The sequence below is a fragment of the Oerskovia sp. NPDC060287 genome (genome assembly GCF_042726775.1).
Taxonomy (GTDB): Bacteria; Actinomycetota; Actinomycetes; order Actinomycetales; family Cellulomonadaceae; genus Oerskovia; species Oerskovia merdavium.
The window spans coordinates 1-24,417 of the sequence record NZ_JBHXBO010000033.1 but is presented as its reverse complement, the minus strand read 5'-3'; the positions used below and the strand labels follow the sequence as shown (position 1 = coordinate 24,417).

Here is a 24,417-nt window from a genome sequence, read left to right as displayed (position 1 = left end):
CGCCGAGTTCGGCTTCAGCCCCAACAAGGTCGTGTGTTCGTCGCCGGTCCCGCGCAGCCAGGCGGTGTCCTGGTCGCGGTCGACCACCTCCAGGCCCCAGACCTCGGCGTAGAAGTCGGCGGACTCGTCGCGACGGCGCCCCGCGAGCCCGCGCCGGCGCAGAGCGACTCGAGCTCGGCCACGGCCTCGGTGACGCCCGTCGTGTCGATGCTGTCGCCGGTGCCCTTGAAGAGGTCGTCGGCCATCTGGAACGGGGTCTTGATGCTGCTGATGAGGGCGTTGGCGTCCTCGGGTCCAGCGAGGCGCAGGACGGCCTCGAGCTGGATGTTGGTGCTGCGCATGGCGTTCGACTCGTCCTCGGTGAGGGCGGTCATGTCGTACTCGAGCTCGTCGGTGACGCGCTGCGCGAGCGACTGGTCGCCGCCGTCGAAGTACTTCGCGCACACCTCGGCGCTCGTGGCGCCGGTGGGGGTCTCGTCGGGCGAGGAACCGCTGTCGGTTGCCGTGTCGGTCGCGCACGCGCTCAGGAGCGCGATAGCGCCCACAGCCGCAAGTGCCAGCATCTGCTTTCTCATGCATCCATGAAATCACGCGGGAACCCGGGTGAAAGTATGCATAAGGGGGACGGATGTCCAAGAGTGAGCGACGTCTCATTCCGCGGTCACCCTGGGAGCGATTCCGCGTGATCGGGATCACGCGATGCTGTCAGGTCGGACCTCACAGCGACCGCTCAGCCCGCACCTGCGGAGGGCACACGCCAGGTCCGTAGACCAGAGGCATGACCTTCCACGACCCGCAGCCCAGCACCTCGTCCGCCCCCGAGCCGCCCGTCGTCGCGCCGCCACCCCGGCGGCGTCGACGGCGGCTCCTGCTCGGCGGAGGGCTGGCCCTCACCCTGGCCCTCGGCGGGACGACCGCGTGGGCGCTCGACCGGTTCGTGGTCGAGCACGTAGAGATCGCCGACGTCTCGGCCTACGAGGCGAGCCAGGCCTCGGCGAGCGGCTCCGCGGAGGCGGCGACGTCGTCGGGCACCTCGGACGCGGGGGCGGCCTCGTCCTCCGACGGGACGAGCGTGAGCGTGCGCCAGGTCGTCGAGGGCACGGGCGACGACACCGTGACGTACTACGTCGCGGACGTCGTCCTGGGGGACGCGACCGACCTGCGCTCGGCGTTCGCCCAGGACGCGTACGGCGAGAACATCACCGAGAAGACCTCCGACATCGCGGCCGACAACGACGCGCTCTTCGCGATCAACGGCGACTACTACGGCTTCCGGTCCACTGGCATCGTGATCCGCAACGGCGTCGTCTACCGCGACGAAGGGGCTCGCGAGGGGCTCGCGTTCTACCGCGACGGGAGCGTCGAGGTCTACGACGAGACCACCACGACCGCCCAGGAGCTCGTGGACGCGGGCGTGTGGAACACGTTGTCGTTCGGGCCAGCCCTGCTCGAGGACGGCGAGGTGATCGACGGGATCGACGACGTCGAGGTCGACACCAACGTCGGCAACCACTCGATCCAGGGCGAGCAGCCGCGGACCGCCGTGGGGGTGATCGACGAGAACCACCTCGTCTTCGTCGTGGTCGACGGACGCAGCGCCGGGTACAGCCGCGGCGTGACCATGACCGAGCTCGCCGAGATCATGCAGGACCTGGGCGCCACGACCGCGTACAACCTCGACGGCGGCGGGTCCTCGACCATGTACTACGACGGCGAGCTCGTCAACGACCCCCTCGGCCGCGGCGCCGAACGAGGCACCTCCGACATCCTGTACGTCGGGGAGTGAGCGGCCGTGATCGTGCTGGTCCCGGCCTACGAGCCGGACGGGAAGCTCGTGCAGCTGGTCACCGACCTGCGTGCCACGGACGCGGTGCGGGGGATCGTCGTGGTCGACGACGGCAGCGGGGCGAGGTTCCGCCCCGTGTTCGACGACGTCGCACGCCTCGGAGCGGTCGTCGTCGGGTTCGCGGCCAACCGTGGCAAGGGCGCGGCGCTGCGGCGCGGTCTCGCCGAGGTCGCGCGGCGCTGGCCCGGCGAGGACGTGGTGTGCGCCGACGCCGACGGGCAGCACCGAGTCGCTGATGTCCTGCGGGTCGGGGAGCGGGTGTCCGACGGCGAGGGGGCCGTGGTCCTCGGGGCGCGCGCGTTCGCCGGCGACGTGCCCGTGCGCAGCCGGTTCGGCAACACCGTGACGCGGTGGCTGTTCCGGGCGGCGACCGGGCTGCGGGTCCAGGACACCCAGACCGGCCTGCGCGGGTACCCCGCCTCGATGATCGGGTGGCTGCTGGACGTGCGCGGCGACCGGTACGAGTACGAGCTCAACGTGCTGCTGTCCGCTGCGCGCGAGGGGCGCCCCGTGGTCGAGGTCGAGATCGAGACCATCTACCTCGACGACAACTCCTCGTCCCACTTCCGGCCGCTCGCCGACTCCGCCCGCATCTACGCGCCGCTGCTCGCGTTCTCGCTGTCGTCGCTGCTCGCGTTCGGGATCGACACCGCGGCGCTCCTGGTGCTCGACGCCGTGACCGGGTCGCTGCTCGTGTCCGTCGTGGGAGCGCGGGGGCTCAGCGGCGCCGTGAACTTCCTGGTGAACCGGCGGGTGTTCGCTGGTGCTGGTGCTGGTGCTGGTGCTGGTGCTGGTGCTGGTGCTGGTGCTGGTGCTGGTGCTGGTGCTGGGACGGCGGGCGACCGGGGGCGCGGGCAGGGGCCCGGTCACGGGCGGCGGGCCGCGCTGCGGTACGCGGCGCTCGCGGTCGGGCTGCTGGTCGCGGGGTACGGGATGCTCTGGGGTCTGACCGGGCTGGGGCTCGCGCTGCTGCCGGCGAAGGTCCTGACCGAGATACTGCTGTTCGCGACGAGCTATCAGGTGCAGAGGCGCGTGGTGTTCCGCCCGGGGGTGCCGGGTGGTGCCCCGGTGCCAGGCGACGGAGAAGGGCCGACGGCCCGTGCGTCGACGGTGCCGACCGGGACGCCTGCACCGGTCGGGTCGGTCGCGGCCTCTGGGCGGTCGGTCGTCGAGCACGAGGTTCCGCGCGCTCGACCACGAGGTTGAGGTCGCGGAGGTCGTCAGAACGACCGCAACCTCGTGCTCGGCGCAGGGGCGGACCGTGGCAAGGTCACCGTGGGGCGAGGAGCTGACTCGGCGCCGAGCATGCGGTCGGCGTCGGCCGACCATGCGGTTCTCGTCGTGATCGGCCCGAACATCGACGCCCACCGCATGCTCGGCAGCGGGCCGAGATCCGGGACCCCACGAGGCTCACCGTCGAGCACGGGGTTCCGCGCGCTCGACCACGAGGTTGAGGTCGCGGAGGTCGTCAGAACGACCGCAACCTCGTGCTCGGCACAGGTGGGCACCGAGCACCGAGCACCGAGCCGGGTCGGTGCGAGAGGGGCCGGCAGTCGCCCGATGCAGACCCGCTCCGTCCGTGCGGGAGAATCTGAGCGTGCAGATCATCCACGTGACCGACCCGGCCGACCCGCGCCTCGCCGACTACACAAACCTCACGGACGTCGAGCTCCGCTCGAAGAACGAGCCGGAGAAGGGCATGTACATCGCCGAGAGCACCACGGTGATCCACCGTGCGCTCCGTGCCGGGCACCGGCCGCGGTCGTTCCTCATGGCCGAGAAGTGGCTCCCGGGTCTCGAGGAGGCGATCTCCGCCGTCGGGCTGGACGACGGGCCCGGAGGCACGGGTGCGCCCGTGCCCGTGTACATCGCCGAGCCCGCCGTCCTGGAGTCGATCACCGGCTTCAACCTGCACCGCGGCGCGCTCGCGGCCATGCACCGGCCCGTGCTGCCGAGCGTGCACGAGCTGCTCACGACCGCCCGGGACGGGCAGGGCGCACGACGGGTCGCGATCCTGGAGGACATCGTCGACCACACCAACGTCGGCGCGATCTTCCGGGGAGCGGCGGGGCTCGGGGTGGACGCCGTCCTGGTGTCGCCGCGGTGCTCGGACCCGCTCTACCGGCGCAGCGTGCGGGTGTCGATGGGGACGGTGTTCCAGGTCCCGTGGACGCGGCTCGAGACCTGGCCGGGCGGTGTCGAGGAGCTGCGCGAGCACGGGTTCACGGTCGCGGCCCTCGCGCTGTCGGACGACTCGCTGACGCTCGACGAGTACGTCGCGCGCGGGGACGAGAGGTCGGCGTTCGTGTTCGGGACCGAGGGGCACGGCCTGCACCGCTCGACGCTCGCGGCCGTCGACCACGTCGTGAAGATCCCGATGAGCGGGGGAGTGGACTCGCTCAACGTCGCGGCGAGCGCCGCGGTGGTGTTCTGGGCGACGCGCACGTAGTGGTCGCCTGACTGGCGCCGTCCCGTGGGTCGCGCCGGGTCGTGAGGGCGGGAGGGGTTCTCACGGAGCCGCAACAATGGTGGTGGCTCCGCAGAAAGCACACCCATCGTTGGCAGGGTGACCGTCGCTGAGCACCGCTCGTGCCGCTGATGTCGAGCGAGCCGCCACGACGAGGTGGCCCTGCAGAAACTACTGACCGGATGAGCGCGTGAGCGACGCGGTCGGGCACCCGGGAACCGGCCCCGATACAGAGCCCCATCACGCCGCCTGACCTCGCAGGACGTCGATTGTGACGGAAGGCACAAAGTGGCGGCCTCCTCGCCGAGCCCCTCGGTCAGCAGCCGTTCTTCGGGCGAAACGCCCTCCTCGGCCCGCCGCCCGCGGGCCTGGCCCGGCCCACCGTCGGGCCCCACGGGCGTCCCGGCCCCCAGCCCGCCCGAGTTGATCCGCAACAACGCCCCGCCCCTGCAAAGCAGCAGGTCAGGCGGGCTCGGAAGCCGCTGTCCCGGTTCAGGACCAAGGGCGCGCGGTCAGGACCAAGGTCCCGTTACCCACGAGTCGATTCGTTCATAAGTTCTGGGTGCCCCACGCCCCCACTTCTCGGACGGAGACACCCGGTGGTCACAGCCGACGTAGCCCCCAGACCAGCACACCAGGTGAGCACCGACGCGCGCCGCGACCTCCTCGACTGGGACCCCAACGACCCCCAGCGCTGGGACTCGAAGGTCGCCTGGAGCACGCTCTGGGTCACGACGTTCAACCTCATGCTCGCGTTCATCATCTGGTACCTGCCCGGGGCCCTCATCCCCACGCTCGGCACGGTCACCGGGTGGGACCTGAGCGAGAGCCAGTCGTACTGGCTGCTCGCCATGCCCGGCCTGACGGGCGGTCTGCTCCGCATCGTCTGGATGATGCTGCCGCCCATGCTCGGCACCCGCAAGATGCTCACGCTGTCCGCGCTCCTCATGATCATCCCGTTCGTCGGGTGGACCTGGGTCGTGATGCTCCCGACGCAGCCCTCGTACGCGCTGCTCGTCGCGCTGGCCCTCGCGGCCGGCCTCGGTGGCGGCGTCTTCTCGGGCTACATGCCCTCGACGTCGTACTTCTTCCCCAAGAGCAAGCAGGGCACGGCTCTGGGCCTGCAGGCCGGGATCGGCAACTTCGGCGTCTCGGTCGTCCAGTTCGTCGTCCCGTGGGCCATCGGGTTCGGGATGTTCGGCCTCGCCGGACAGCTCGCGCACCCGCAGAACGCCGAGCCGCGCCAGGTCTGGCTCCAGAACCCCGGGCTCATCTTCATCCCGTTCGCGGTCGTCGGGGTCGTGCTCGCCTGGACCCTGCTCAAGTCGGTGCCGGTCAAGGCCAACCTCAAGCAGCAGTTCGACATCTTCCAGAACAAGCACACCTGGCTCATGACCATGGAGTACGTCCTGACGTTCGGGATCTTCTCCGGCCTCGCCGGCACGTTCGGCATGCTGCTCAAGCAGCAGTTCGGCCCGGAGTACCTGACCTGGGTCTTCCTCGGCGCGCTCGTCGGTTCGCTCGCCCGCATGTGCTGGGGGCCGCTCTGCGACCGCTTCGGCGGTGGCGTGTGGACCGTGGTGTCCGGGATCGGCGTCGCAGCCTCGGCCGGGCTCGTGCTGTTCGGGCAGGTCACGGTCGCGGACGGCGAGACGCCCAGCCTCCCGATCTTCATGACCGGGATGGTCCTGATCTTCTTCTTCTGCGGGGTCGGCAACGCCGCGACGTTCAAGCAGATGCCCATGATCTTCCCGGCCCGCCAGGCGGGTGGCGTGATCGGCTGGACGGCCGCGATCGCCGCGTTCGGACCGTTCCTGTTCTCGATGCTGTTCAACTACCTGCCGAGGACGGCCGTGTTCGGCGGGATCATCGCCTACGCGCTCCTGTGCGCGGGCATCGCCTGGCACTTCTACGCACGCCCCGGCGCCGAGGCCAAGAGCTGACCGTGCGCCCGTCAGCAGTGCGTCCTGCACGCCCCGCGCCCGGCCTCGCCCCCTCGGGCGAGGCCCGGCCGGGTGCGGCCACGCCGGGAGCGCCCCGGTCGGGTGCGCCCCGGTCAGGCGGGCGCTACCCGGCCCGCCACGAGGATCGGGATCTGCGCGGCCTCGTCGTGGCGCCCCACGTCCACCGTCTCGAGCCGGGCGACGCAGTGGTGCTCCCCGAACTGGGGGACCAGGGCGGTCGCGCGCCGGCTCGACCCGAGCTCGGCGAGCGCGCCGTTGATGAACCCCGCGTGCAGCGAGCACACGACCTGCGGGGTGCAGCGGGCCGTCGCGACGAACGGGCAGTTGTTGAGGACGAGCGCGTCCATGCCCGCGCCTCCCGGCGACGCGACCTGCGCAGCCGGCTCGTCGCCGAGCGTGGGGGCGAACCAGAGCGCGTCGAGCTTGGACACGAGCCGGGCCGAGACCTCGCGCTCGTCGACGACCTCGTCGGGCTCGGGCGCCTCGGTGAGGTTGCGGCCCCACGTGCGGCCCACGGCGTACGTCACGGCTCCGGCCTCGGGCACGTTGTCCGCGACCGCGGTCGTCAGCGCCTCGGCCAGGAGACGGTAGGCCTGAGCGCGCTCGTGCGTCTGGTTGGGCAGCGTGCCGCGATACAGGACCTTGGGACGTCCGGGCGTCGTGCGGGTCTGCTGGGTGCGCTCGGCCAGGCCCGCGTCGACGAGCGACTCGAGGTGGAACCGCGCGGTGTTCTGGTGGACGCCCACCTGTTCCGCGATGTCCTGGACGGACACCGGCGCCTTGGAGTCGCGCAGCAGCTGGATGACGTGCGTCCGCCGTCCGCCGTGGTTGCTGCGACCCGTCGTGCCGTCGAACCCACCGTTGACGTGCTGTCTGGGCACGTGCTCGCCCCACTTCTTCCCGTTCCTGGATCTCTGGTCCCGAGCCGCAGGGGTGCCCCCGCCCGCTGCGCTCGACACGACAACTCTCGCACGCGCGGCCGGTCCGCCGCACGGAGCCCCCTCCCGGGTGCCTCCGTCGCCCGTGCGTCGAACGCCCCCCACGCAGTCCCCGAGGAGCTCTCGCCATGACCATCGACGACCAGGCGGCCATGTCGCCCCTGATGAGAAAGCTGCTCACGACGCGCAGCCACTTCCCCCAGACGGAGGTGTTCGACTCGGCGCACGCCATGATCGAGACGAACCCCTCGGAGTGGGACCGGTTCTACCGGGACCGCTGGGCGCACGACAAGGTGGTGCGCTCGACCCACGGCGTGAACTGCACGGGGTCGTGCGCGTGGGACGTGTACGTCAAGGACGGGCTCATCACCTGGGAGCACCAGGGCACCGACTACCCGACGACGGGCCTCGACAGCCCCGAGTACGAGCCGCGCGGCTGCCCGCGCGGCGCCTCGTTCTCCTGGTACACGTACTCGCCGTCGCGCGTGCGCTACCCGTACGTGCGCGGCGTCCTGCTCGACATGTACCTCGACGCGCGCTGCCGCCTGGGCGACCCCGTGCTCGCGTGGGCCGAGGTCGTCGAGAGCCCGCTCAAGGCGACGCTCTACAAGAAGGCCCGCGGCAAGGGCGGTCTGGTCCGTGCGGACTGGGAGCTCGCGACCGAGATCATGGCCGCGGCCCACGTCTACACGATCAAGGCGTACGGGCCGGACCGCTGCGTCGGCTTCACCCCGATCCCGGCCATGTCGATGGCGAGCTTCGGCGTCGGGACCCGCTTCCTGTCGATGATCGGCGGGACGCTGCTGAGCTTCTACGACTGGTACGCGGACCTGCCGCCCGCGAGCCCGCAGATCTGGGGGGACCAGACCGACGTCCCCGAGTCGGGCGACTGGTGGAACTCGAGCTACATCATGATGTGGGGCTCGAACGTCCCCGTGACGCGCACGCCCGACGCGCACTTCCTCGCCGAGGCCCGCTACAAGGGGACCAAGGTCGTCGCGATCAGCCCCGACTACGCGGACAACGTGAAGTTCGCGGACGACTGGCTCGCGCCCGCCCCGGGCACGGACGGCGCGCTCGCGCAGGCCATGGGACACGTGCTGCTCACCGAGTTCTACCGTGACCGTCAGGTCCCCTACTTCGAGGCGTACTCGCGCACGTACACGGACGCGCCCTTCCTGGTCACGCTCGACGAGGCGCCGCCCTCGGCATCCCCGGACACCACGGGGCCCGACGGCGCCCCCGCCCCGGTCTTCCGGCCCGCCAAGTTCCTCACGGCGGCCGACCTGGACGGGCTGCCCGTCGCGGGGGCGACGGGCGAGCGCCCCGAGTTCCGTCCGGTCTTCCTCGACACGGCCGCCGACGCGCTCACGGTGCCGAACGGCACGCTGGCCGACCGGTGGACCGAGGACGGTGTGGGTCGCTGGAACCTCGACCTCGAGGACCACGACCCGGCGCTGAGCCTCCTGGGCCTGACGCACGCGGGCACCGAGGCCCGCGGCGTCGTCGTCGAGCTGCCACGGTTCGACGTGGGGGAGACCGAGGGCGGGACCTCGGTCCTGCGCGGAGTCCCCGCGATCCGCGTGGGCGGACGTCTCGTGACGACCGTGTTCGACCTGCTCATGGCCCAGTACGGGGTGGGCCGCGACGGTCTGCCCGGTGCGTGGCCCACGGGCTACGACGACCCGACGTCGCCCGGGACCCCTGCGTGGCAGGAGTCCCTGACCGGGGTCCCGGCCCAGCAGTGCACCCGGATCGCGCGCGAGTTCACGCGCAACGCCGAGGTGAGCAAGGGCAGGTCCATGATCATCATGGGCGCGGGGACCAACCACTGGTACCACGCGGACACCATCTACCGGACGTTCATCGCGCTCCTGACGCTCACGGGGTGCCAGGGCGTCAACGGTGGCGGCTGGGCGCACTACGTGGGCCAGGAGAAGGCCCGACCCGTGACGGGGCAGCAGCACATGGGCTTCGCGCTCGACTGGCAGCGACCGACCCGCCACATGGCCGGCACGGCGTTCTGGTACACCGCGACCGACCAGTGGCGCTACGAGGGCTTCGGGGCGGACGAGCTCGCGTCCCCGACGGGGCCCGGCACCCTCAAGGACCGCAGCATGATGGACTGCCTGACCCAGGCGGCCCGCATGGGCTGGACGCCCTCGCACCCCGGGTTCGACCGCAACCCGCTCGACCTGTGCGACGAGGCCGCGGCCGCGGGCGTCCCGGTCGCCGACCACGTGGTCTCCGAGCTGCGCAGCGGGAACCTCAAGTTCGCGGTCGAGGACCCCGACGACCCGCAGAACTTCCCGCGTGTCCTGACCGTCTGGCGCGCGAACCTCATCGGCAACTCGGCCAAGGGCAACGAGTACTTCCTCAAGCACCTGCTGGGCGCCGACTCGTCGCTGCGAGCGCACGAGACCCCGCCCGAGCGTCGACCGGAGGAGGTCGTCTGGCGGGACGAGGCCCCCGAGGGCAAGCTCGACCTGCTGACCAACATCGACTTCCGCATGACCTCGACGTCGCTCTTCGCGGACGTCGTGCTGCCGGCGGCCACCTGGTACGAGAAGCAGGACATCTCGACCACGGACATGCACCCGTTCGTGCACGCGCTCAACGCCGCGATCGCACCTCCGTGGCAGGCCCGGACCGACTACGACGCGTTCCTCGGGCTCGCCGACAAGGTCTCCGAGCTCGCCAAGACCCACCTGGGCACCCGCACCGACGTCATCGCGGCGCCGCTCACGCACGACACCCCCGACGAGATGGCCCAGCCGGGCGGCGTCGTGCTCGACTGGCGCAAGGGCGAGTGCGAGCCCGTGCCGGGCGTGACGATGCCGCGCCTCGTGGTGGTCGAGCGTGACTACACCCAGATCGCGGAGAAGATGCGCGCCGTCGGGCCGCTGATCTCGAAGGTCGGCACCACGACCAAGGGGGTCACGGTGGTCCCCGAGCAGGCCGTCGAGTTCCTCGCGAAGGCCAACGGCGTGCGCAAGGACGGCGTCGCGAAGGGCCGCCCCTCGCTCGAGACCGCCGCGCACTTCTGCGAGGCGATCCTTGCGCTGTCGGGCACGACCAACGGAGCGGTCTCGGTCGCGGGCTTCAAGGCCCTCGAGAAGCGGGTCGGCAAGCCGCTCGCGGACCTGGCCGAGGAGAACCACGACCGCCAGGTCACGTTCGCCCAGACCCTCACGGGCCCGCAGAACGTGTTCACGAGCTACGAGTGGTCGGGTTCCGAGCAGGGCGGGCGGCGCTACTCGCCGTTCGTGGTCAACGTCGAGCGGCTCAAGCCGTGGCACACGCTCACGGGGCGCCAGCACTTCTTCGTCGACCACGACTGGATGACCGAGCTCGGCGAGCAGCTCCCGGTCTACCGGCCGCCGCTCGACATGGCGCGCCACTTCGGTCACCAGGGCTTCAGCGAGCCCGGCTCGACCGAGGTCACCGTGCGCTACCTGACGCCGCACTCCAAGTGGTCGATGCACTCGCAGTTCCAGGACAACCCGTACATGCTCGCGCTCTCGCGCGGGGGCCCCACGATCTGGATCTCGGAGGAAGACGCACGGACCGCGGGGATCGCGGACAACGACTGGATCGAGGCGGTCAACCGCAACGGCGTGGTCGTGGCCCGCGCCGTGGTCTCGCACCGCATGCCCACGGGCACGGTCTACATGTACCACTCGAAGGACCGCAACATCGACGTGCCCAAGGCCGAGGCGTCGGGCAAGCGAGGGGGCATCCACAACGCGCTGACGATGATCATGATGAAGCCCACGCACCTCCTGGGCGGGTACGGCCAGCTCACGTACGCCTTCAACTACTACGGGCCGACCGGCAACCAGCGCGACGAGTACACGGTCATCCGTCGGCGCAACCAGGAAGTGGAGTACTGAGATGCGGGTCATGTCGCAGGTAGCGATGGTCATGAACCTCGACAAGTGCATCGGCTGCCACACGTGCTCGGTCACGTGCAAGCAGACGTGGACGAACCGCGACGGCGTCGAGTACGTGTGGTTCAACAACGTGGAGACCAAGCCCGGGACGGGGTACCCGCGCGGGTACGAGGACCAGGACCGGTGGCACGGCGGGTGGGAGCTCGACCGCAAGGGCCGGCTCCGGCTCCGCTCGGGAGGCCGGCTGCGCCGTCTCGCGTCGATCTTCGCGAACCCCGACCTCCCGGGGCTCGACGACTACTACGAACCCGCGACGTACGACTTCGACCAGCTGATCTCCGCGCCGGCGAACTCGCCGCAGATCCCGGTCGCACGCCCCAAGAGCGCGATCACGGGCAAGGACATGAAGATCACGTGGGGGCCCAACTGGGACGACGACCTGGGCGGCTCCCCGCAGATCGCCTCGAAGGACCCCAACCTCGCGTCGATGGTCGACAAGGTCAAGCTCTCGTTCGAGCAGACGTTCATGTTCCACCTGCCCCGGATCTGCGAGCACTGCCTCAACCCCGCGTGCGTCTCGGCCTGCCCGTCGTCGGCCATGTACAAGCGTGTCGAGGACGGGATCGTGCTGGTCGACCAGGACAAGTGCCGCGGGTGGCGCATGTGCGTCTCGGCGTGCCCCTACAAGAAGGTCTACGTCAACCACCAGACGGGCAAGGCCGAGAAGTGCACGTTCTGCTTCCCGCGCATCGAGGCGGGGCAGCCGACCGTGTGCGCCGAGACGTGCGTGGGCCGCCTGCGGTACATCGGCCTCGTGCTCTACGACGCCGACGCGGTCGAGGCCGCGGCGTCCGTCGAGGACCCGAAGGACCTGCTCGACGCCCAGCGCGACGTCTTCCTCGACCCCACGGACCCCGAGGTGATCGCGGCGGCACGGGCGGCCGGCATCGCCGAGGACTGGATCGGTGCCGCGCAGCGCTCGCCCATCTGGAAGCTCATCCAGAAGTTCAAGGTCGCGCTGCCGCTGCACCCCGAGTACCGCACCATGCCCATGGTCTGGTACGTGCCGCCGCTCTCGCCCGTCCTGGACGTCACGACCGAGCTCGGCAAGGACGACGCCGACGCCGACGACGTGTTCCACACCATCGCGTCGCTGCGCATCCCGCTCGAGTACCTCGCGAGCCTCTTCTCGGCCGGGGACGTCGACGTCGTCGCGGGGGTCCTCATGAAGCTCGCCGCGATGCGCAGCCACATGCGCCGGCGCACGCTCGACGGCGACGTGGACCAGGCCCTGCTCGACCAGGTCGGGTACACGGCCGAGGACGTCGAGGAGCTGTACCGCCTCCTGGCGATCGCCAAGATGGAGGACCGCTACGTGATCCCCGCGGCGCACAAGGAGGACGCGGCCGAGATGGCCTCGTGGGCCTCGGGCTGCTCGCTCGACAACCCGGGCGGGCCCGGCATGAGCGCGGCCGCGACACGCGGCGGCCCCGTGTCCGTACCCCTGCAGGTCCGGAGGCCGTCATGACGACCCAGGCTCCGCCGTCGGGCAGGCGCGCGATCATCCCGCTCCTGCGGCGCTCGCGGCGCAAGGACCTCGTCGACGTCCCGGCCCGGTCCGACGTCCTCGCGCTCGCCAGCATCCTGCTGGCCTACCCCGACGACGCCTGGTACGCCGACGCCCAGGAGATCGGCGCGGCCGTCGCGGCCCTGCCCGCCTCGGCCCCCGCGGCGCACCTGCAGACGTTCTGGGACCAGCACGCGCGGCTGGAGCCGCGCGCCGCGCGGGCTCACTACGTCGAGACGTTCGACCTGCGCCGCAAGTCGTCGCTGTTCCTCAGCTACTACCTGCACGGCGACACGCGCCAGCGCGGCATGGCGCTCCTCGCGCTCAAGCAGCGCTACCGCGCGTGCGGGTTCGCCCCCGACGACGGCGAGCTGCCCGACTACCTGCCCATGGTGCTCGAGTTCGCGTCGCGCGCCGGGACCGGGGCGGGCGAGGCGCCGCTGCGGACCCACCGCGGCGGGATCGAGCTCATCCGTCGCTCGCTCGCCGACCGCGGCTCGCACTACCGCGAGATCCTCGAGGCGGTGAGCGACCTCCTGGGCCCGGTCTCCGACCGTCAGCGCACCGAGGTCGACCAGCTCGCGCTCAGCGGACCGCCCACCGACGACGCGGGGCTCGAGATCGCCTCGATGCCCTACGGGGGTGCGAGCTGGACCGACACGCCCGGCGCGCCGTTCGGCCCCCCGGAATTCACCTGCGCCCCGGAAGGACGCTGACTCATGTGGGACACCCTCCTCTTCGTGGTGCTGCCGTACGTCTGCCTCGCGATCTTCGTCGTGGGGCACGTCTGGAGGTACCGCAACGACCAGTTCGGCTGGACGACCCGCACGAGCCAGGTGCTCGAGAAGCGCTGGCTCGCCTGGGGATCGCCCCTGTTCCACTTCGGGGCCCTGTTCGCGATCCTCGGGCACGCCGCGGGGCTCCTGATCCCGACGTCGTGGACCCGGGCCCTCGGGATCTCCGACCACGTCTACCACGTCGTCGCGGTCGCGGCCGGGACCGTCGCGGGGGTCGTGCTGTGCGCGGGCCTCGTGATCCTGCTGCTGCGCCGGTTCTACGTCTCGGACCGCATCCGCGTGGTCACGACCCCCATGGACCGGGTCCTGTACGCCCTGCTCACGGTCGAGATCGGGGTCGGCATGTGGCAGACCGTCGCGATCAACGTGTTCGGCTCGGGCTACGAGTACCGCGGCACGGTCTCCGTCTGGTTCCGTCAGCTCTTCGTCCTCCAGCCCGACCCGTCGCTCATCACCGCGGCGCCCGCGGTCTACGGCTGGCACGCGGTGCTCGCGTGCCTGCTCCTCGCGATCTGGCCCTTCACGCGGCTCGTGCACGTGTGGTCGGTGCCCGTGGCGTACCTCGCCCGGCCGTACGTGGTCTACCGCCAGCGCTCCGCGGCGCCGGGGCGCGGCAAGGTGCGGGCGTGAGCGCGGGCGGCGCCCCGGCGGACGCCGTGACAGAGGTGGCGGCCGACGCGCTCGTGGTGCTCGCGGGCGTGGGGGAGTCCGTGCTCGACGTGGCCGAGCACGAGCGCGCGGTGGCCTCGGACCGCGCCGGGGCGGTCGTGACGTTCGCGGGCGTGGTGCGCGACCACGACGACGGCCGCGCGGTGTCCGCGCTCACCTACGAGGCGCACCCCGACGCCGACCGGCTCGTCGGCGAGATCGCGGCGCGGGTCGCAGCCCGTTCGGGTGCGGTCCGGGTCGCGGTGTCGCACCGCGTGGGCGACCTGGCGATCGGTGACGTCGCGCTCGTCGCAAGCGTGTCCGCCGCGCACCGTGCCCAGGCCTTCGCGGTGTGCGGCGAGCTGGTCGAGGAGGTCAAGGCCTCCCTGCCCGTGTGGAAGCGACAGGTCTTCGCCGACGGCACGCACGAGTGGGTCGGGGCGCTGTGAGCGGGGTCGTCACGGTCGAGCGTCCGGTCGGCAGCGAGGTGCCCGACGGCGCCGCGCACGCCGGGCACGTCGCGTCCGGTCGTGCGGTGCCCGGGCGCGCGACGCCGGCGGGCACGGACCGACGGGACGCCCCCGGGCTCGTCGACGGGTTCGGGCGGCGTCATCGCGACCTGCGGATCTCGCTCACCGACCGCTGCTCGCTCCGGTGCACCTACTGCATGCCCGCCGACGGCATGCCGTGGCTGCCCTCCGACGAGCTCCTCACGGTCGCCGAGATGACGCGGGTCGCCGCCGTGGCGGTGCGCCACGGGATCGAGGAGATCCGCCTCACGGGTGGCGAACCGCTGCTGCGGCCCGACATCGTCGAGATCGTGGCCGGGCTGGCCGCGCTCCCCGGTGCCCCCGAGGTGTCGATGACCACCAACGGGCTGCGCCTCGCGGCGCTCGCGGACCCGCTCCGCGCGGCGGGGCTGGCCCGCCTCAACGTGTCCCTCGACACCCTGCGCCGCGACCGGTACGAGCGGCTGACCCGGCGTGACCGGCTCGGCCAGGCCTTCGACGGGCTCGCGGCGGCCGACCGGGCGGGCTTCACGGGCACCAAGCTCAACGCCGTGCTCGTGCGAGGGGTCAACGACGACGAGACGGTCGACCTCCTGCGGTTCGCGGTCGACCGCGGCTACGAGCTGCGCTTCATCGAGCAGATGCCCCTCGACGCGGGCCGGACCTGGACCCGCGAGGGCATGGTCACGGCCGACGAGGTGCTCGCCTCGCTCACCGGGGAGTTCGACCTGGCCCCGGTGCCGACGCGCGGCGCGGCACCCGCCGAGCGCTGGAGGGTCGACGGGACCGACGCCGTCGTCGGGATCGTGGCGTCGGTGACGCGGCCCTTCTGCGGGGCGTGCGACCGGATCCGGCTCACGGCCGACGGTCAGCTCCGCAGCTGCCTGTTCGCCCGCGAGGAGACCGACCTGCGGGCGCTCCTGCGCGCAGGAGCCGACGACGACCGGATCGCGGCGGCGCTCGGCCTCGCGGTCCGCACCAAGGCCGCCGGCCACACCATCGGCAGCGCCGGCTTCGAGCAGCCCGCCCGCGGCATGTCCGCGATCGGCGGCTGACCCACCCTTCCCCCGACCCGCCCCCGAGAAGGAGCACCGAGATGCCCGCCATCACCCTGCGCTACTACGCCGCGGCCCGCGCCGCGGCGAACGGTCTGGACGAGGAGGTGATCGAGACCGAGAGCCCGGCCGCCGCCCTCCGCGCGAGCGCCCGACGCCACGGCGAGGCCATGCGCCGGGTGCAGGTCGTCTCCTCCTACCTCCAGGACGGGCGCGCGCTGCGGCCCGAGGCCGCCGCCCTCCCCGTCGACGAGCCCGTGACGATCGACGTCCTCCCACCGTTCGCGGGTGGGTGACCCGCCGTGCAGAACCCTCCGGCGACCGAGGGTTTCCCGCCGCTCGACGCGACGGCCGCGACGTTCGTCCCGTGCGGCCACCGGCGCGCGGGTCTGCACGGCCCGGTCACGAGCGGGTGGCTGCTCGCGGCGAGCGTGAGCCAGCTCACCGTGGCCGTCGCGATCGTGTGGTGCGGGCTCCGAGCCCACCCGCTCCTGACGGTCCCCGCCGCCCTGAGCATCGCCGGAGTCCTGGCCGTGGCGCTGTGGCTCGTGTCGGTCGTCGTCCTCGCGCTCGGGAGAGCGCGGTTCCGGCACCTCGAGCGGCGCTACGTCGCCTGGCTCGACGGGCTCACGGCCGAGCAGAGGGTGCTGCACGGCAGGCAGGTCCGGGCCAGGCTCCTGGAGCACGAGGCGGCGCCGCGGCACTGGGTCGTGCCCGCCGACTGGTAGTCGGTCGGGTGCCTGACGAAACCCGCCCGGCGGTCAGTCGCCGGGCGGTCGACGGGCACCGCTCGGCGGTCAGCCGAGCTCGGCGACGAGCCGCGAGGTGAGCGGGACCGCGACCCCGAGGCGCTCCGCCGCGCGCACGACCGCGCCGCCGATCGCGTCGACCTCGAGGGGGCGCCCCGCCTGGGCGTCGCGCTCCATCGAGGACCGGGCGCCCGGAGGGAACCTGTCGTAGAGCGCCAGCGAGGCGGCGGGGTCCGCGGGAGCACCCGAGGCCGCCGCCACCGCGGCGACCTCGGCGACGAGCGTCTCGAGCTCGGACCGGTGGGTCGTGCGCACCTCGCCGATGGTCGCGCCGTGCCGCGTGGTGAGCAGGGCGAGCGGGGCCAGGAACGAGAGCTTGGCCCACACGAGCGCCGCCTCGTCGGCGCGCACGGTGGTCGTGATGCCCGCGTCCGTGAGCAGGGCGCGCACCGCCTCGACCGTCTCGAGGGGCGCGTCTCCCGCCGTGAGGTCGACCTCGACGAACGGGCTGCCGTGCACGATCTCTCCCGGCGCGACGCGGGTCGACTCGACCCGGATCGTCGCGGGCACGACGCGTTCTGAGCCATACCGGGCTCGCAGCACGTCCAGGTGCTCGAGGCCGTTGAGGAGCGGCACGACGACCCCGTCGCCGAGGGTCTCCCGAGGGACGAGGTCGAGAGCAGCCGCCAGGCCGGTCTGCTTGACCGCGACGAGCAGCACGTCGACGGGGGAGTCGAGGTGCGTCGTCGCCCGGGCGGGGACGTCGAAGTCCCCGAGCAGACCGCTCCGGACCCGCAGGCCGTGCGCGCGCAGCGACTCGACCGTGGCGTCGCGAGCCACGAACCGCACGTCCGAGCCCGCCCGGCTCAGGAGAGCACCGACGAGCCCCCCGACACCGCCGGCACCCAGGACCGCGACGCTCGTCCGGTCCACGTTCTCCGCCTCGTCCACGATCCCTGCCACGTCCTGTCCCACCACGGTCTCCCTCGTCCCGACGATCGAGGTCCCAGGAGACCACGCCGGGGCGTCGACCCGGCCCGAGGCGCGGCCCCGGTGGGGGTGAGGGTCGTCACGGCCCGGCGCCGGCGTGGGCGTGCGCGCCCGGGCTGCGCGGGCGGGCAGACCCCGGGCGTGCGCGTCGGCGTGTCGGTGGAACGATCCGTGGGGGTGCCTCGTTGGTGTCTGCACGACAGCCCGTGGGCGTGTTCCGGTACGCAGGTGCCGGCGCGCGTCCGGGACGGACGACGTGCGGACGACGCACAGCAGGGACGCAGCGATGCCGGTGAACCAGACCGAGACCACCCACCCATGGACCTTCGACGCGCGCTCGGCCGCGGTCTACGGGCTCGTGACGGCCGCGTGGTACACCGTGCCCGATCTCGTCGAGCGGCGCAGCACCAGAGCCCTTCTCAAGACCGTGTGCGGGGTGTCCGGGATCGCCCTGCTCCTGCGGACCGAGGACGGTCGGGACGCGCTCGAGGGCGTCCGGCGGCTGCGTGACGCCATACGCGAGCCCGGGCACGACGGCGCGCTCGCCGGTACCTCCGCGTCCGTGGCCGGCGCGACCGCCCCGGGCGAGGCCGACTCGGGTGACGTCCCGGACAACACGCTGCACGGGCTGACGCCCGTCGAGATCACGCCCGCCGGCAAGGCCGCGGTCGCCACCGGAGCGGTCGTGGTCCTCGGGGTCACGACGGCGCTCGCCGTGGTGGGGGAGAAGGTGGCCTACCGGTGGGGTGAGCGCCTGCGCGCTCGCGGGGTGCGGGCGCCGCACGCGCGCGTGGGGCTGGTCCTCGGTGCGGCAGCGGCGGTCCTGGGCGGGCTGGCGCCGACGCCCGAGGCGGAAGAGGACCTCTCGGTCGCCTAGGCCGGTCCGGGTCCCGGTCGGTCCGACCTGTGCTGCTCCGGACCGGCCACCGACCCGCCCCCTGCCGGGCCGCCTGACGTGACCGGCCCGGTGGCGGGCCGACGCCCTGAGCGCTGGTCAGTCGAAGAGCGCCGCGAGGCGCGGGAGCCGACGGCGGTTCTCGTCCTCGTCGTCGAAGTCCCAGACCTCGCCGCGCGGGTCGGCCGAGGAGACCTCCTCGTTGCCGTGCCCGGAGGACGACGCCCCCGCCGCCCGCGCCGCGTAGTACTCCTCGTCGTCGCGGCCGGTCGCCTGCGTCCAGGCCTCACCCACGAGCGAGTCGAGCGACTCGTACCCGAACCAGCCGGAGCTCTCTCCGCCCATGCCGAGGACGACCGGGTGCTCCGCGAGCGAGTCCGGGTCCGCGACCGTCCGGGTGAACACCTCGCGCCCCGCGAGGACGAGCCCGTCACGGAAGTCCATGAAGCCGTCGTCGCTGCACCCGCCCTCGATCAGGTAGGCCGCTCCCCACACGGGCCAGGCGTAGGCGGCTGAGCTCACCGCGTCGGCCACGGTCGCGAACGCGAGGATCTCGTCGGGCGTCAGCCGTTCGACGAGCAGGGTGGTCAGCGTGCTGGGAAGAGGGTCGTCCTGTGCGCCGCGGTCGTCGGCCCCCTGCCCCGCACGGGTCCGGGCGTCGTCGACGAGCTGCCAGAAGGTGTCGTGGTCCATGGCGGGAAATGTAGGGACCGCCACTGACAAGCACGGTCATGGCTGTCCGGGGGCACGGTGATCGGCCCGCCGGGAGGTCGCTAGCATCGTGGCGTGCGAGCTTCCGTGGGCGTGGTCGTGACCGGGTTCGACCAGGGAGACCTGGTGCGAGAGGCCGTCGAGTCGGTGCTGAGGCAGACCCGGGCCCCGGACCAGGTCGTCGTGGTCGACGACGGGTCGACGGACGCATGGTCGCTCGAGGTTCTCGACGTGCTCCGTGCCGACGGCCTGGTGCAGGTCCTGCGCCAGGAGAACGCGGGTGTGAGCGCGGCCCGCAACGCCGGGCTGTCCTTGCTGACCACCGAGCTCGCGGTCGTGCTGGACGGCGACGACCGCCTCGCCGAGACCTTCGTCGAGCGGACCGCGGCCCTCCTCGAGGAGGACGCCGACGTCGTCGGCGCCTCGTCCTGGCTGCGCATGCACGGCGTCGCCCACGCGATCGCCCGCCCCGCCGGGGGAGCGGCGGTCGACTTCCTCCACCGCAACGCCTCGCCGGCCACCGTGATGCTGCGACGCGACCGCTGGCGCGCGGCCGGAGGCTACGACGAGCGCATGCGGGACGGCTTCGAGGACTGGGACTTCTTCCTCGCGCTGCTCGCGGCGGGCGGTCGGATCGAGATCGTGCCCGAGCCGCTCGTCGAGTACCGCACGTCCCCGACCTCGGCCAACGTGCGCAGCATGGACAAGCGGGTCGCGCTCTACGGTCACCTGGTCGACCGGCACCGCCCCCTGTTCGAGGAGCACCTGCGTGCGGTGCTCCTGGCCCAGGAAGCGGCGTCGATCGCGCGGCTCGACGCCTGGGAGCGTCTGGTGCTCGACCACCCGGAGGTCCCGGTCGACGACGCCACCTACGGCGACGGCGGCATGGCCGCGGTCGTGCGGATCGCGACGGCCCGCGCCGAGGGCGCCGGTGCGCAGACGGCCCGTGCCGCCATCCTCCCGGAGCCCTGAGTCAGAGCGCGCCGCTCGCGGCCGTCTCGACGACGCTGCCCGCACCGTCGAACGTCAGGAGGCGGTCGGCGACCTTGTCGATGAAGTAGCGGTCGTGGCTCACGACGACCACGGCGCCGGGGAAGTGCGCGAGCGCGCGCTCCATGACCTGGGCGCTCGTGAGGTCGAGGTGGTTGGTCGGCTCGTCGAGCACGATCACCGAGGCGCCCGACAGCAGGCACTGCGCGATCGCGACGCGGGCGCGCTGGCCGCCCGAGAGCGTGCCGATCTTCTGCTTGAGCTCCATCTCGGAGAACTGCAGCATGGTCAGGAACCGGTTGACGTTCTTCTTGGTCGCCGAGTAGGCGAGCGTGCCGGGCGCCGCGCTGACGGCGTGGGCGACCGTGTCGTCCAGGTCGAGGTCGGCCACGACCTGGTTGTAGGAGACGAACGTCGAGTTCTTCTTCCAGGTGATCTGCCCGGCGTCGGGCGGGGTGACCTCGGTGAGCACGTCGAGGAGCGTCGACTTGCCGGACCCGTTCGCGCCGACGACGGCCACGCGGTCCCCGCGGTGCAGCGAGAAGGTCAGGTCGCTGAACAGCGGAGCGCCCCCGAACCCCTTGGTCAGTCCTTCGACCTCGACCAGGCGGTCGCTCACGTGGAGGTCCGCGTAGATCGTGGTGATGATCTGGTCGACCGGGCGCGGGGCCTGGCGCTTCTTGATGTCGGCGAGCTTGCGCTTGAGGCCGCGGCTCTTGTCCTTCGCGGCCTGCTTGCGGGCGTCGCTGGCCTCGACCTCGTACGCGAGCAGCTCCTCCTCGTGCGCGAACTGTCGCTCGATCGTCTTGAGGCGCGACTGCTTGGCGTGCACGTAGTCGGAGTACCCGCCCTCGTACTCGTGCAGGCGGCGGTTCTCGATCTCGACGATCCGGTTGACGGCCCCGTCGAGGAACTGACGGTCGTGAGAGACCACGAGCACCGCGCCCGGGTAGGTCTGGAGCCAGTTCTCGATCCAGCGCACGCCGTCGAGGTCGAGGAAGTTGGTGGGCTCGTCGAGGAGCAGCACGTCGGGGCGCTGCACGAGGATCCGTGCGAGCGCCGCGCGGTTGCGCCAGCCGCCCGAGAGCTGGTCGACGGGCAGCACGCGCCGCTCGGCGTCGAACCCGAGGCGCGTGAGGACCGTGTCGATCGTGTTCTCGTACGACCACCCGTCGATCGCGTCCATGCGCTCGAACAGGTCGGCCTGCTCGGTCAGGAGGCGGGTCATCTCGTCGCCGCCGTCGTCCATCAGGTCGGGCTCGGCGAGACGCTCGCCGATCGCGTCCAGGCGTTCCTGCGTCGTATGGACGTCGGCGAACAACGCGCTGAGCTCCTCGGCCGCGCTGCGGTGGCCCGCGAGCTCCGAGAACTGCGAGAAGTACCCGATCGTGACCCCGAGGTTGACGTCGACCGTCCCGGCCGTGGGCTCCTTGCGCCCCAGGATCAGCTCGAGGAACGTCGTCTTGCCCGTGCCGTTGCGACCCACGAGCCCGACGCGCTCGCCCTCGCGGAGCTTGAGGTAGGCGTCGCGCAGCACGACCTTGTCGTCGAACTGCATGCTCACGGCGTTCAGGCGGATCAGGCTCACAGGGGTCCTCTCGGGCACCGTGCCGGACGTCGGCACGACCCCGAACACTACGCGGGCGGGCTGTCCGCACCCTTGCGGGCTGCCGTACGGCGACCGTTCGTCGCAGGCCGGCTACCGCTCGTCGCACACCTCGACCGCCCGTCGACGTGACGTGGATCACGGACCTCCGCTGTCCCTAGCCTTTCCCGGTCGGACGCAACGACGCGACCTGAGGGAGAGAGAACCGATGACCACAGACATCCGATCGACCGCGGAGGCCGTCCCGGACGACGGGCTCTCGCCCGACCCGACGCTCCCGCCGACCGCGGTCCCGGAGTCCGCGCTCAAGCCTCGCTGGACCTGGCAGAAGATCGCGCTGTGGACGGGGATCGCGCTGCTCGGCGGCGTGGCCTGGGTCATGCTCGCGCTCGTGCGCGGCGAGACCGTCAACGCCATCTGGTTCGTGTTCGCCGCGGTGTGCAGCTACCTCATCGGCTACCGCTTCTACTCGAAGGTCATCGAGCGGTACATCACGCGCCCCGACGACCGGCGTGCGACACCCGCCGAGGTGCGCTCGGACGGCAAGGACTATGTCCCGACCGACCGCCGCGTGCTGTTCGGGCACCACTTCGCCGCGATCGCGGGCGCCGGCCCGCTCGTCGGCCCGGTCCTGGCCGCGCAGATGGGCTACCTGCCCGGCACGGTCTGGATCATCGTCGGCGTCATCTTCGCCGGAGCCGTGCAGGACTACGTCGTCCTGTTCTTCTCGATGCGCCGCGGCGGCCGCACGATCGGTCAGATGGCACGCCAGGAGCTCGGGCGCATCGGTGGCACGGCCGCGATCGTCGCGTCGCTGCTCATCATGCTGATCATCGTCGCGATCCTCGCGCTCGTGGTCGTCAACTCCCTGGGCGAGAGCCCCTGGGGCGTCTTCAGCGTCGCGATGACCATCCCGATCGCCCTGTTCATGGGCGTCTACCTGCGCTACCTGCGCCCCGGGCGCATCACCGAGGTCTCGATCATCGGCTTCGTGCTCCTCATGGCCGCGATCGTGGGCGGCGGCTGGGTCGCGAACACCCCGTGGGGCGCGGACCTGTTCCACCTCGACCGCACGACCATCGCGATCGGCATCATCGTCTACGGCTTCATCGCCGCGGTCCTGCCCGTGTGGCTGCTCCTGGCACCGCGCGACTACCTGTCGACCTTCATGAAGGTCGGCGTGATCGTGATGCTCGCGGGTGCGATCGTGATCGTGCGCCCCGAGATCTCGGTCCCCGCGGTCAGCGAGTTCGCGAGCGGCGAGACCGGTCCGGTGTTCTCCGGGTCGCTCTTCCCGTTCCTGTTCGTGACGATCGCGTGCGGCGCGCTCTCGGGCTTCCACGCGCTCATCGCCTCGGGCACGACGCCCAAGCTGCTCGAGAAGGAGCGGCAGACGCGCTTCATCGGGTACGGCGGCATGCTCATGGAGTCGTTCGTCGCGATCATGGCTCTCGTCGCGGCGATCTCGCTCGACCGCGGCATCTACTTCGCCATGAACGCCTCGGCCGCCGCGACCGGCGGGACCATCGAGGGCGCGGTCGCGTTCGTCAACTCGCTCGGCCTGGCAGGGGTGAACCTCACGCCCGACATGCTGTCCTCGACCGCGGCGGCCGTCGGGGAGGAGTCCATCGTGTCCCGCACGGGTGGCGCCCCGACCCTGGCGCTGGGCCTCGCGCACATCATGCAGCAGCTGTTCGGCGGCGCCTCGATGATGGGCTTCTGGTACCACTTCGCGATCATGTTCGAGGCGCTGTTCATCCTCACGGCGGTCGACGCGGGCACGCGCGTCGCGCGCTTCATGCTCCAGGACTCGCTCGGCAACGTCGTCCCGAAGTTCCGGGACGTCACGTGGCGCCCCGGCGTGTGGTTCTGCACCCTGGTCATGGTCGCGGGGTGGGGGAGCATCCTCTACCTCGGCGTGACCGACCCCCTCGGCGGGATCAACACGTTCTTCCCGCTGTTCGGCATCGCCAACCAGCTCCTCGCGGCCATCGCGCTCGCGGTCGTCCTGGCGATCGTGGCCAAGCGTGGCCGGTCGTACTTCCGCTGGCTCTGGATCGTCGCGGTGCCGCTCGCGTTCACCGCGGTCGTGACCATCACCGCGTCGTTCGAGAAGATCTTCTCGCCCGTCCCGGCGGTCGGGTACTGGGCCAACCACAACGCGTTCAAGGAGGCCCTCGCCGCGGGCGAGACGTCGTTCGGCACCGCGAAGTCGGTCGAGGCCATGGAGGCGGTCGTGCGCAACACGTTCGTCCAGGGCACGCTGTCGATCATCTTCGTGGTCCTCGCGATCGTCGTGATGATCGCGGCCCTCGTGACGACGGTCAAGGCGCTGCGTGCGGGCGGCGGGGAGAACCACGAGGACGAGCCCGTGGCCTCGCGCCGCTTCGCCCCCGCTGGGCTCCTGACCACGGCGACCGAGAAGGAGATCGAGGCCGAGTGGGCCCAGCTCCCGCCCGAGAAGCAGCCCGTGTCCTCGGGCGCGGGGCACTGACGTGGGGCCCGTGCGCGACGCGCTCGCCCGCGCGGCGAGGGGCACGGCCTGGTACGTCCGCCAGCTCATGGGCGACGACGCCTACCGGGTCTACGTGGAGCACCACCGTGCCGCGCACGGGCCCGACGTCGCCGTCGTGACCGAGCGCCAGTTCTGGCGCCAGCGCATGGACGACCAGGACCGCAACCCCGGCGCGCGCTGCTGCTGAACCGGAGCGGGCGGCAACGGCCACCGTCCCGCCCCGACAAGAGGCGCGACGGCGATATCGTCGGGAGGACCCGCCGCCGAAGGTGGCGGG

General features: G+C 71.9%; 21 protein-coding genes. 16 read left to right on the top strand and 5 right to left on the bottom strand.

Annotated features, from left to right (window positions below; all coding sequences use genetic code 11):
* Positions 1–14 precede the first annotated feature (14 nt).
* Positions 15–575: a hypothetical protein gene (locus tag ACFWFR_RS04975; RefSeq protein ID WP_377621586.1), complete on the bottom strand. Its 561-nt coding sequence runs from the start codon at positions 573–575 to the stop codon at positions 15–17.
* Positions 576–778: 203 nt separating this feature from the next.
* On the opposite strand from ACFWFR_RS04975, the gene ACFWFR_RS04970 reads away from it, so the two are divergent.
* From ACFWFR_RS04970 to ACFWFR_RS04955, 4 genes are all read left to right on the top strand, one after another.
* Positions 779–1,786 carry a phosphodiester glycosidase family protein gene (locus ACFWFR_RS04970; RefSeq protein ID WP_377621584.1) on the top strand — a complete coding sequence of 336 codons (1,008 nt, stop codon included), beginning with the start codon at positions 779–781 and terminating at the stop codon, positions 1,784–1,786.
* A gap of 6 nt (positions 1,787–1,792) precedes the next feature.
* Positions 1,793–3,052: a glycosyltransferase family 2 protein gene (locus tag ACFWFR_RS04965; protein WP_377621582.1), complete on the top strand. Its 1,260-nt coding sequence runs from the start codon at positions 1,793–1,795 to the stop codon at positions 3,050–3,052.
* A 391-nt stretch (positions 3,053–3,443) separates the two neighbouring features.
* Positions 3,444–4,295 (top strand): TrmH family RNA methyltransferase, encoded by an 852-nt coding sequence (locus ACFWFR_RS04960; RefSeq protein WP_377621581.1) that lies wholly within the window; start codon positions 3,444–3,446, stop codon positions 4,293–4,295.
* Positions 4,296–4,951: 656 nt separating this feature from the next.
* Positions 4,952–6,256 (top strand): MFS transporter, encoded by a 1,305-nt coding sequence (locus tag ACFWFR_RS04955; protein WP_056647091.1) that lies wholly within the window; start codon positions 4,952–4,954, stop codon positions 6,254–6,256.
* Between the two features lie 113 nt (positions 6,257–6,369).
* On the opposite strand, the gene ACFWFR_RS04950 is transcribed toward ACFWFR_RS04955, so the two are convergent.
* Positions 6,370–7,158, bottom strand: coding sequence for a metalloregulator ArsR/SmtB family transcription factor (locus ACFWFR_RS04950; RefSeq protein ID WP_191804678.1), 789 nt, complete (start codon positions 7,156–7,158; stop codon positions 6,370–6,372).
* Between the two features lie 185 nt (positions 7,159–7,343).
* Here ACFWFR_RS04950 and ACFWFR_RS04945 point away from each other — a divergent pair, with 185 nt between their 5' ends.
* From ACFWFR_RS04945 to ACFWFR_RS04910, 8 genes are all read left to right on the top strand, one after another.
* Positions 7,344–11,108, top strand: coding sequence for a nitrate reductase subunit alpha (locus tag ACFWFR_RS04945; RefSeq protein WP_377621580.1), 3,765 nt, complete (start codon positions 7,344–7,346; stop codon positions 11,106–11,108).
* Position 11,109: 1 nt separating this feature from the next.
* Positions 11,110–12,636 carry a nitrate reductase subunit beta gene (narH, locus tag ACFWFR_RS04940; protein WP_191804680.1) on the top strand — a complete coding sequence of 509 codons (1,527 nt, stop codon included), beginning with the start codon at positions 11,110–11,112 and terminating at the stop codon, positions 12,634–12,636.
* Entirely contained in the window at positions 12,633–13,391 is a 759-nt protein-coding gene (narJ, locus tag ACFWFR_RS04935) for a nitrate reductase molybdenum cofactor assembly chaperone (RefSeq protein ID WP_377621578.1), read from the top strand. Before narH ends, narJ begins: the two co-directional genes overlap by 4 nt.
* A 3-nt stretch (positions 13,392–13,394) precedes the next feature.
* On the top strand, positions 13,395–14,102 hold the full coding sequence (gene narI, locus ACFWFR_RS04930) for a respiratory nitrate reductase subunit gamma (RefSeq protein WP_377616917.1): 708 nt from the start codon (positions 13,395–13,397) through the stop codon (positions 14,100–14,102).
* The gene (locus ACFWFR_RS04925) at positions 14,099–14,569 is read left to right on the top strand and encodes a molybdenum cofactor biosynthesis protein MoaE (protein WP_377621576.1); all 471 of its coding nucleotides are present in this window, start codon (positions 14,099–14,101) and stop codon (positions 14,567–14,569) included. The genes narI and ACFWFR_RS04925 overlap by 4 nt, the downstream gene beginning before the upstream one ends.
* A gap of 86 nt (positions 14,570–14,655) precedes the next feature.
* Complete coding sequence (gene moaA / locus ACFWFR_RS04920; RefSeq protein WP_377621588.1) at positions 14,656–15,684, top strand: GTP 3',8-cyclase MoaA; 1,029 nt, start codon at positions 14,656–14,658, stop codon at positions 15,682–15,684.
* Positions 15,685–15,725: 41 nt separating this feature from the next.
* A complete protein-coding gene (locus ACFWFR_RS04915; protein ID WP_191804689.1) occupies positions 15,726–15,980 on the top strand; it encodes a MoaD/ThiS family protein in 255 nt (84 codons plus the stop codon).
* A gap of 6 nt (positions 15,981–15,986) precedes the next feature.
* Positions 15,987–16,412 carry a hypothetical protein gene (locus tag ACFWFR_RS04910; protein ID WP_377621574.1) on the top strand — a complete coding sequence of 142 codons (426 nt, stop codon included), beginning with the start codon at positions 15,987–15,989 and terminating at the stop codon, positions 16,410–16,412.
* Between the two features lie 69 nt (positions 16,413–16,481).
* On the opposite strand, the gene ACFWFR_RS04905 is transcribed toward ACFWFR_RS04910, so the two are convergent.
* Entirely contained in the window at positions 16,482–17,408 is a 927-nt protein-coding gene (locus ACFWFR_RS04905) for a ketopantoate reductase family protein (RefSeq protein WP_377621572.1), read from the bottom strand.
* Positions 17,409–17,709: 301 nt separating this feature from the next.
* On the opposite strand from ACFWFR_RS04905, the gene ACFWFR_RS04900 reads away from it, so the two are divergent.
* Positions 17,710–18,300: a hypothetical protein gene (locus ACFWFR_RS04900; RefSeq protein ID WP_377621570.1), complete on the top strand. Its 591-nt coding sequence runs from the start codon at positions 17,710–17,712 to the stop codon at positions 18,298–18,300.
* A gap of 117 nt (positions 18,301–18,417) precedes the next feature.
* On the opposite strand, the gene ACFWFR_RS04895 is transcribed toward ACFWFR_RS04900, so the two are convergent.
* A complete protein-coding gene (locus ACFWFR_RS04895; RefSeq protein WP_377621568.1) occupies positions 18,418–19,011 on the bottom strand; it encodes a DUF4240 domain-containing protein in 594 nt (197 codons plus the stop codon).
* A 93-nt stretch (positions 19,012–19,104) separates the two neighbouring features.
* Between ACFWFR_RS04895 and ACFWFR_RS04890 the strand changes: the two genes are divergently transcribed.
* Positions 19,105–20,001, top strand: a complete 897-nt coding sequence (locus ACFWFR_RS04890) for a glycosyltransferase family 2 protein (protein WP_377621566.1) — start codon at positions 19,105–19,107, stop codon at positions 19,999–20,001.
* Position 20,002: 1 nt separating this feature from the next.
* On the opposite strand, the gene ACFWFR_RS04885 is transcribed toward ACFWFR_RS04890, so the two are convergent.
* The gene (locus tag ACFWFR_RS04885) at positions 20,003–21,607 is read right to left on the bottom strand and encodes an ABC-F family ATP-binding cassette domain-containing protein (RefSeq protein WP_377621564.1); all 1,605 of its coding nucleotides are present in this window, start codon (positions 21,605–21,607) and stop codon (positions 20,003–20,005) included.
* Between the two features lie 226 nt (positions 21,608–21,833).
* Between ACFWFR_RS04885 and ACFWFR_RS04880 the strand changes: the two genes are divergently transcribed.
* Positions 21,834–24,119, top strand: a complete 2,286-nt coding sequence (locus ACFWFR_RS04880) for a carbon starvation CstA family protein (RefSeq protein ID WP_377621562.1) — start codon at positions 21,834–21,836, stop codon at positions 24,117–24,119.
* A 10-nt stretch (positions 24,120–24,129) separates the two neighbouring features.
* On the top strand, positions 24,130–24,327 hold the full coding sequence (locus ACFWFR_RS04875) for a YbdD/YjiX family protein (RefSeq protein ID WP_377616927.1): 198 nt from the start codon (positions 24,130–24,132) through the stop codon (positions 24,325–24,327).
* Positions 24,328–24,417 lie beyond the last annotated feature (90 nt).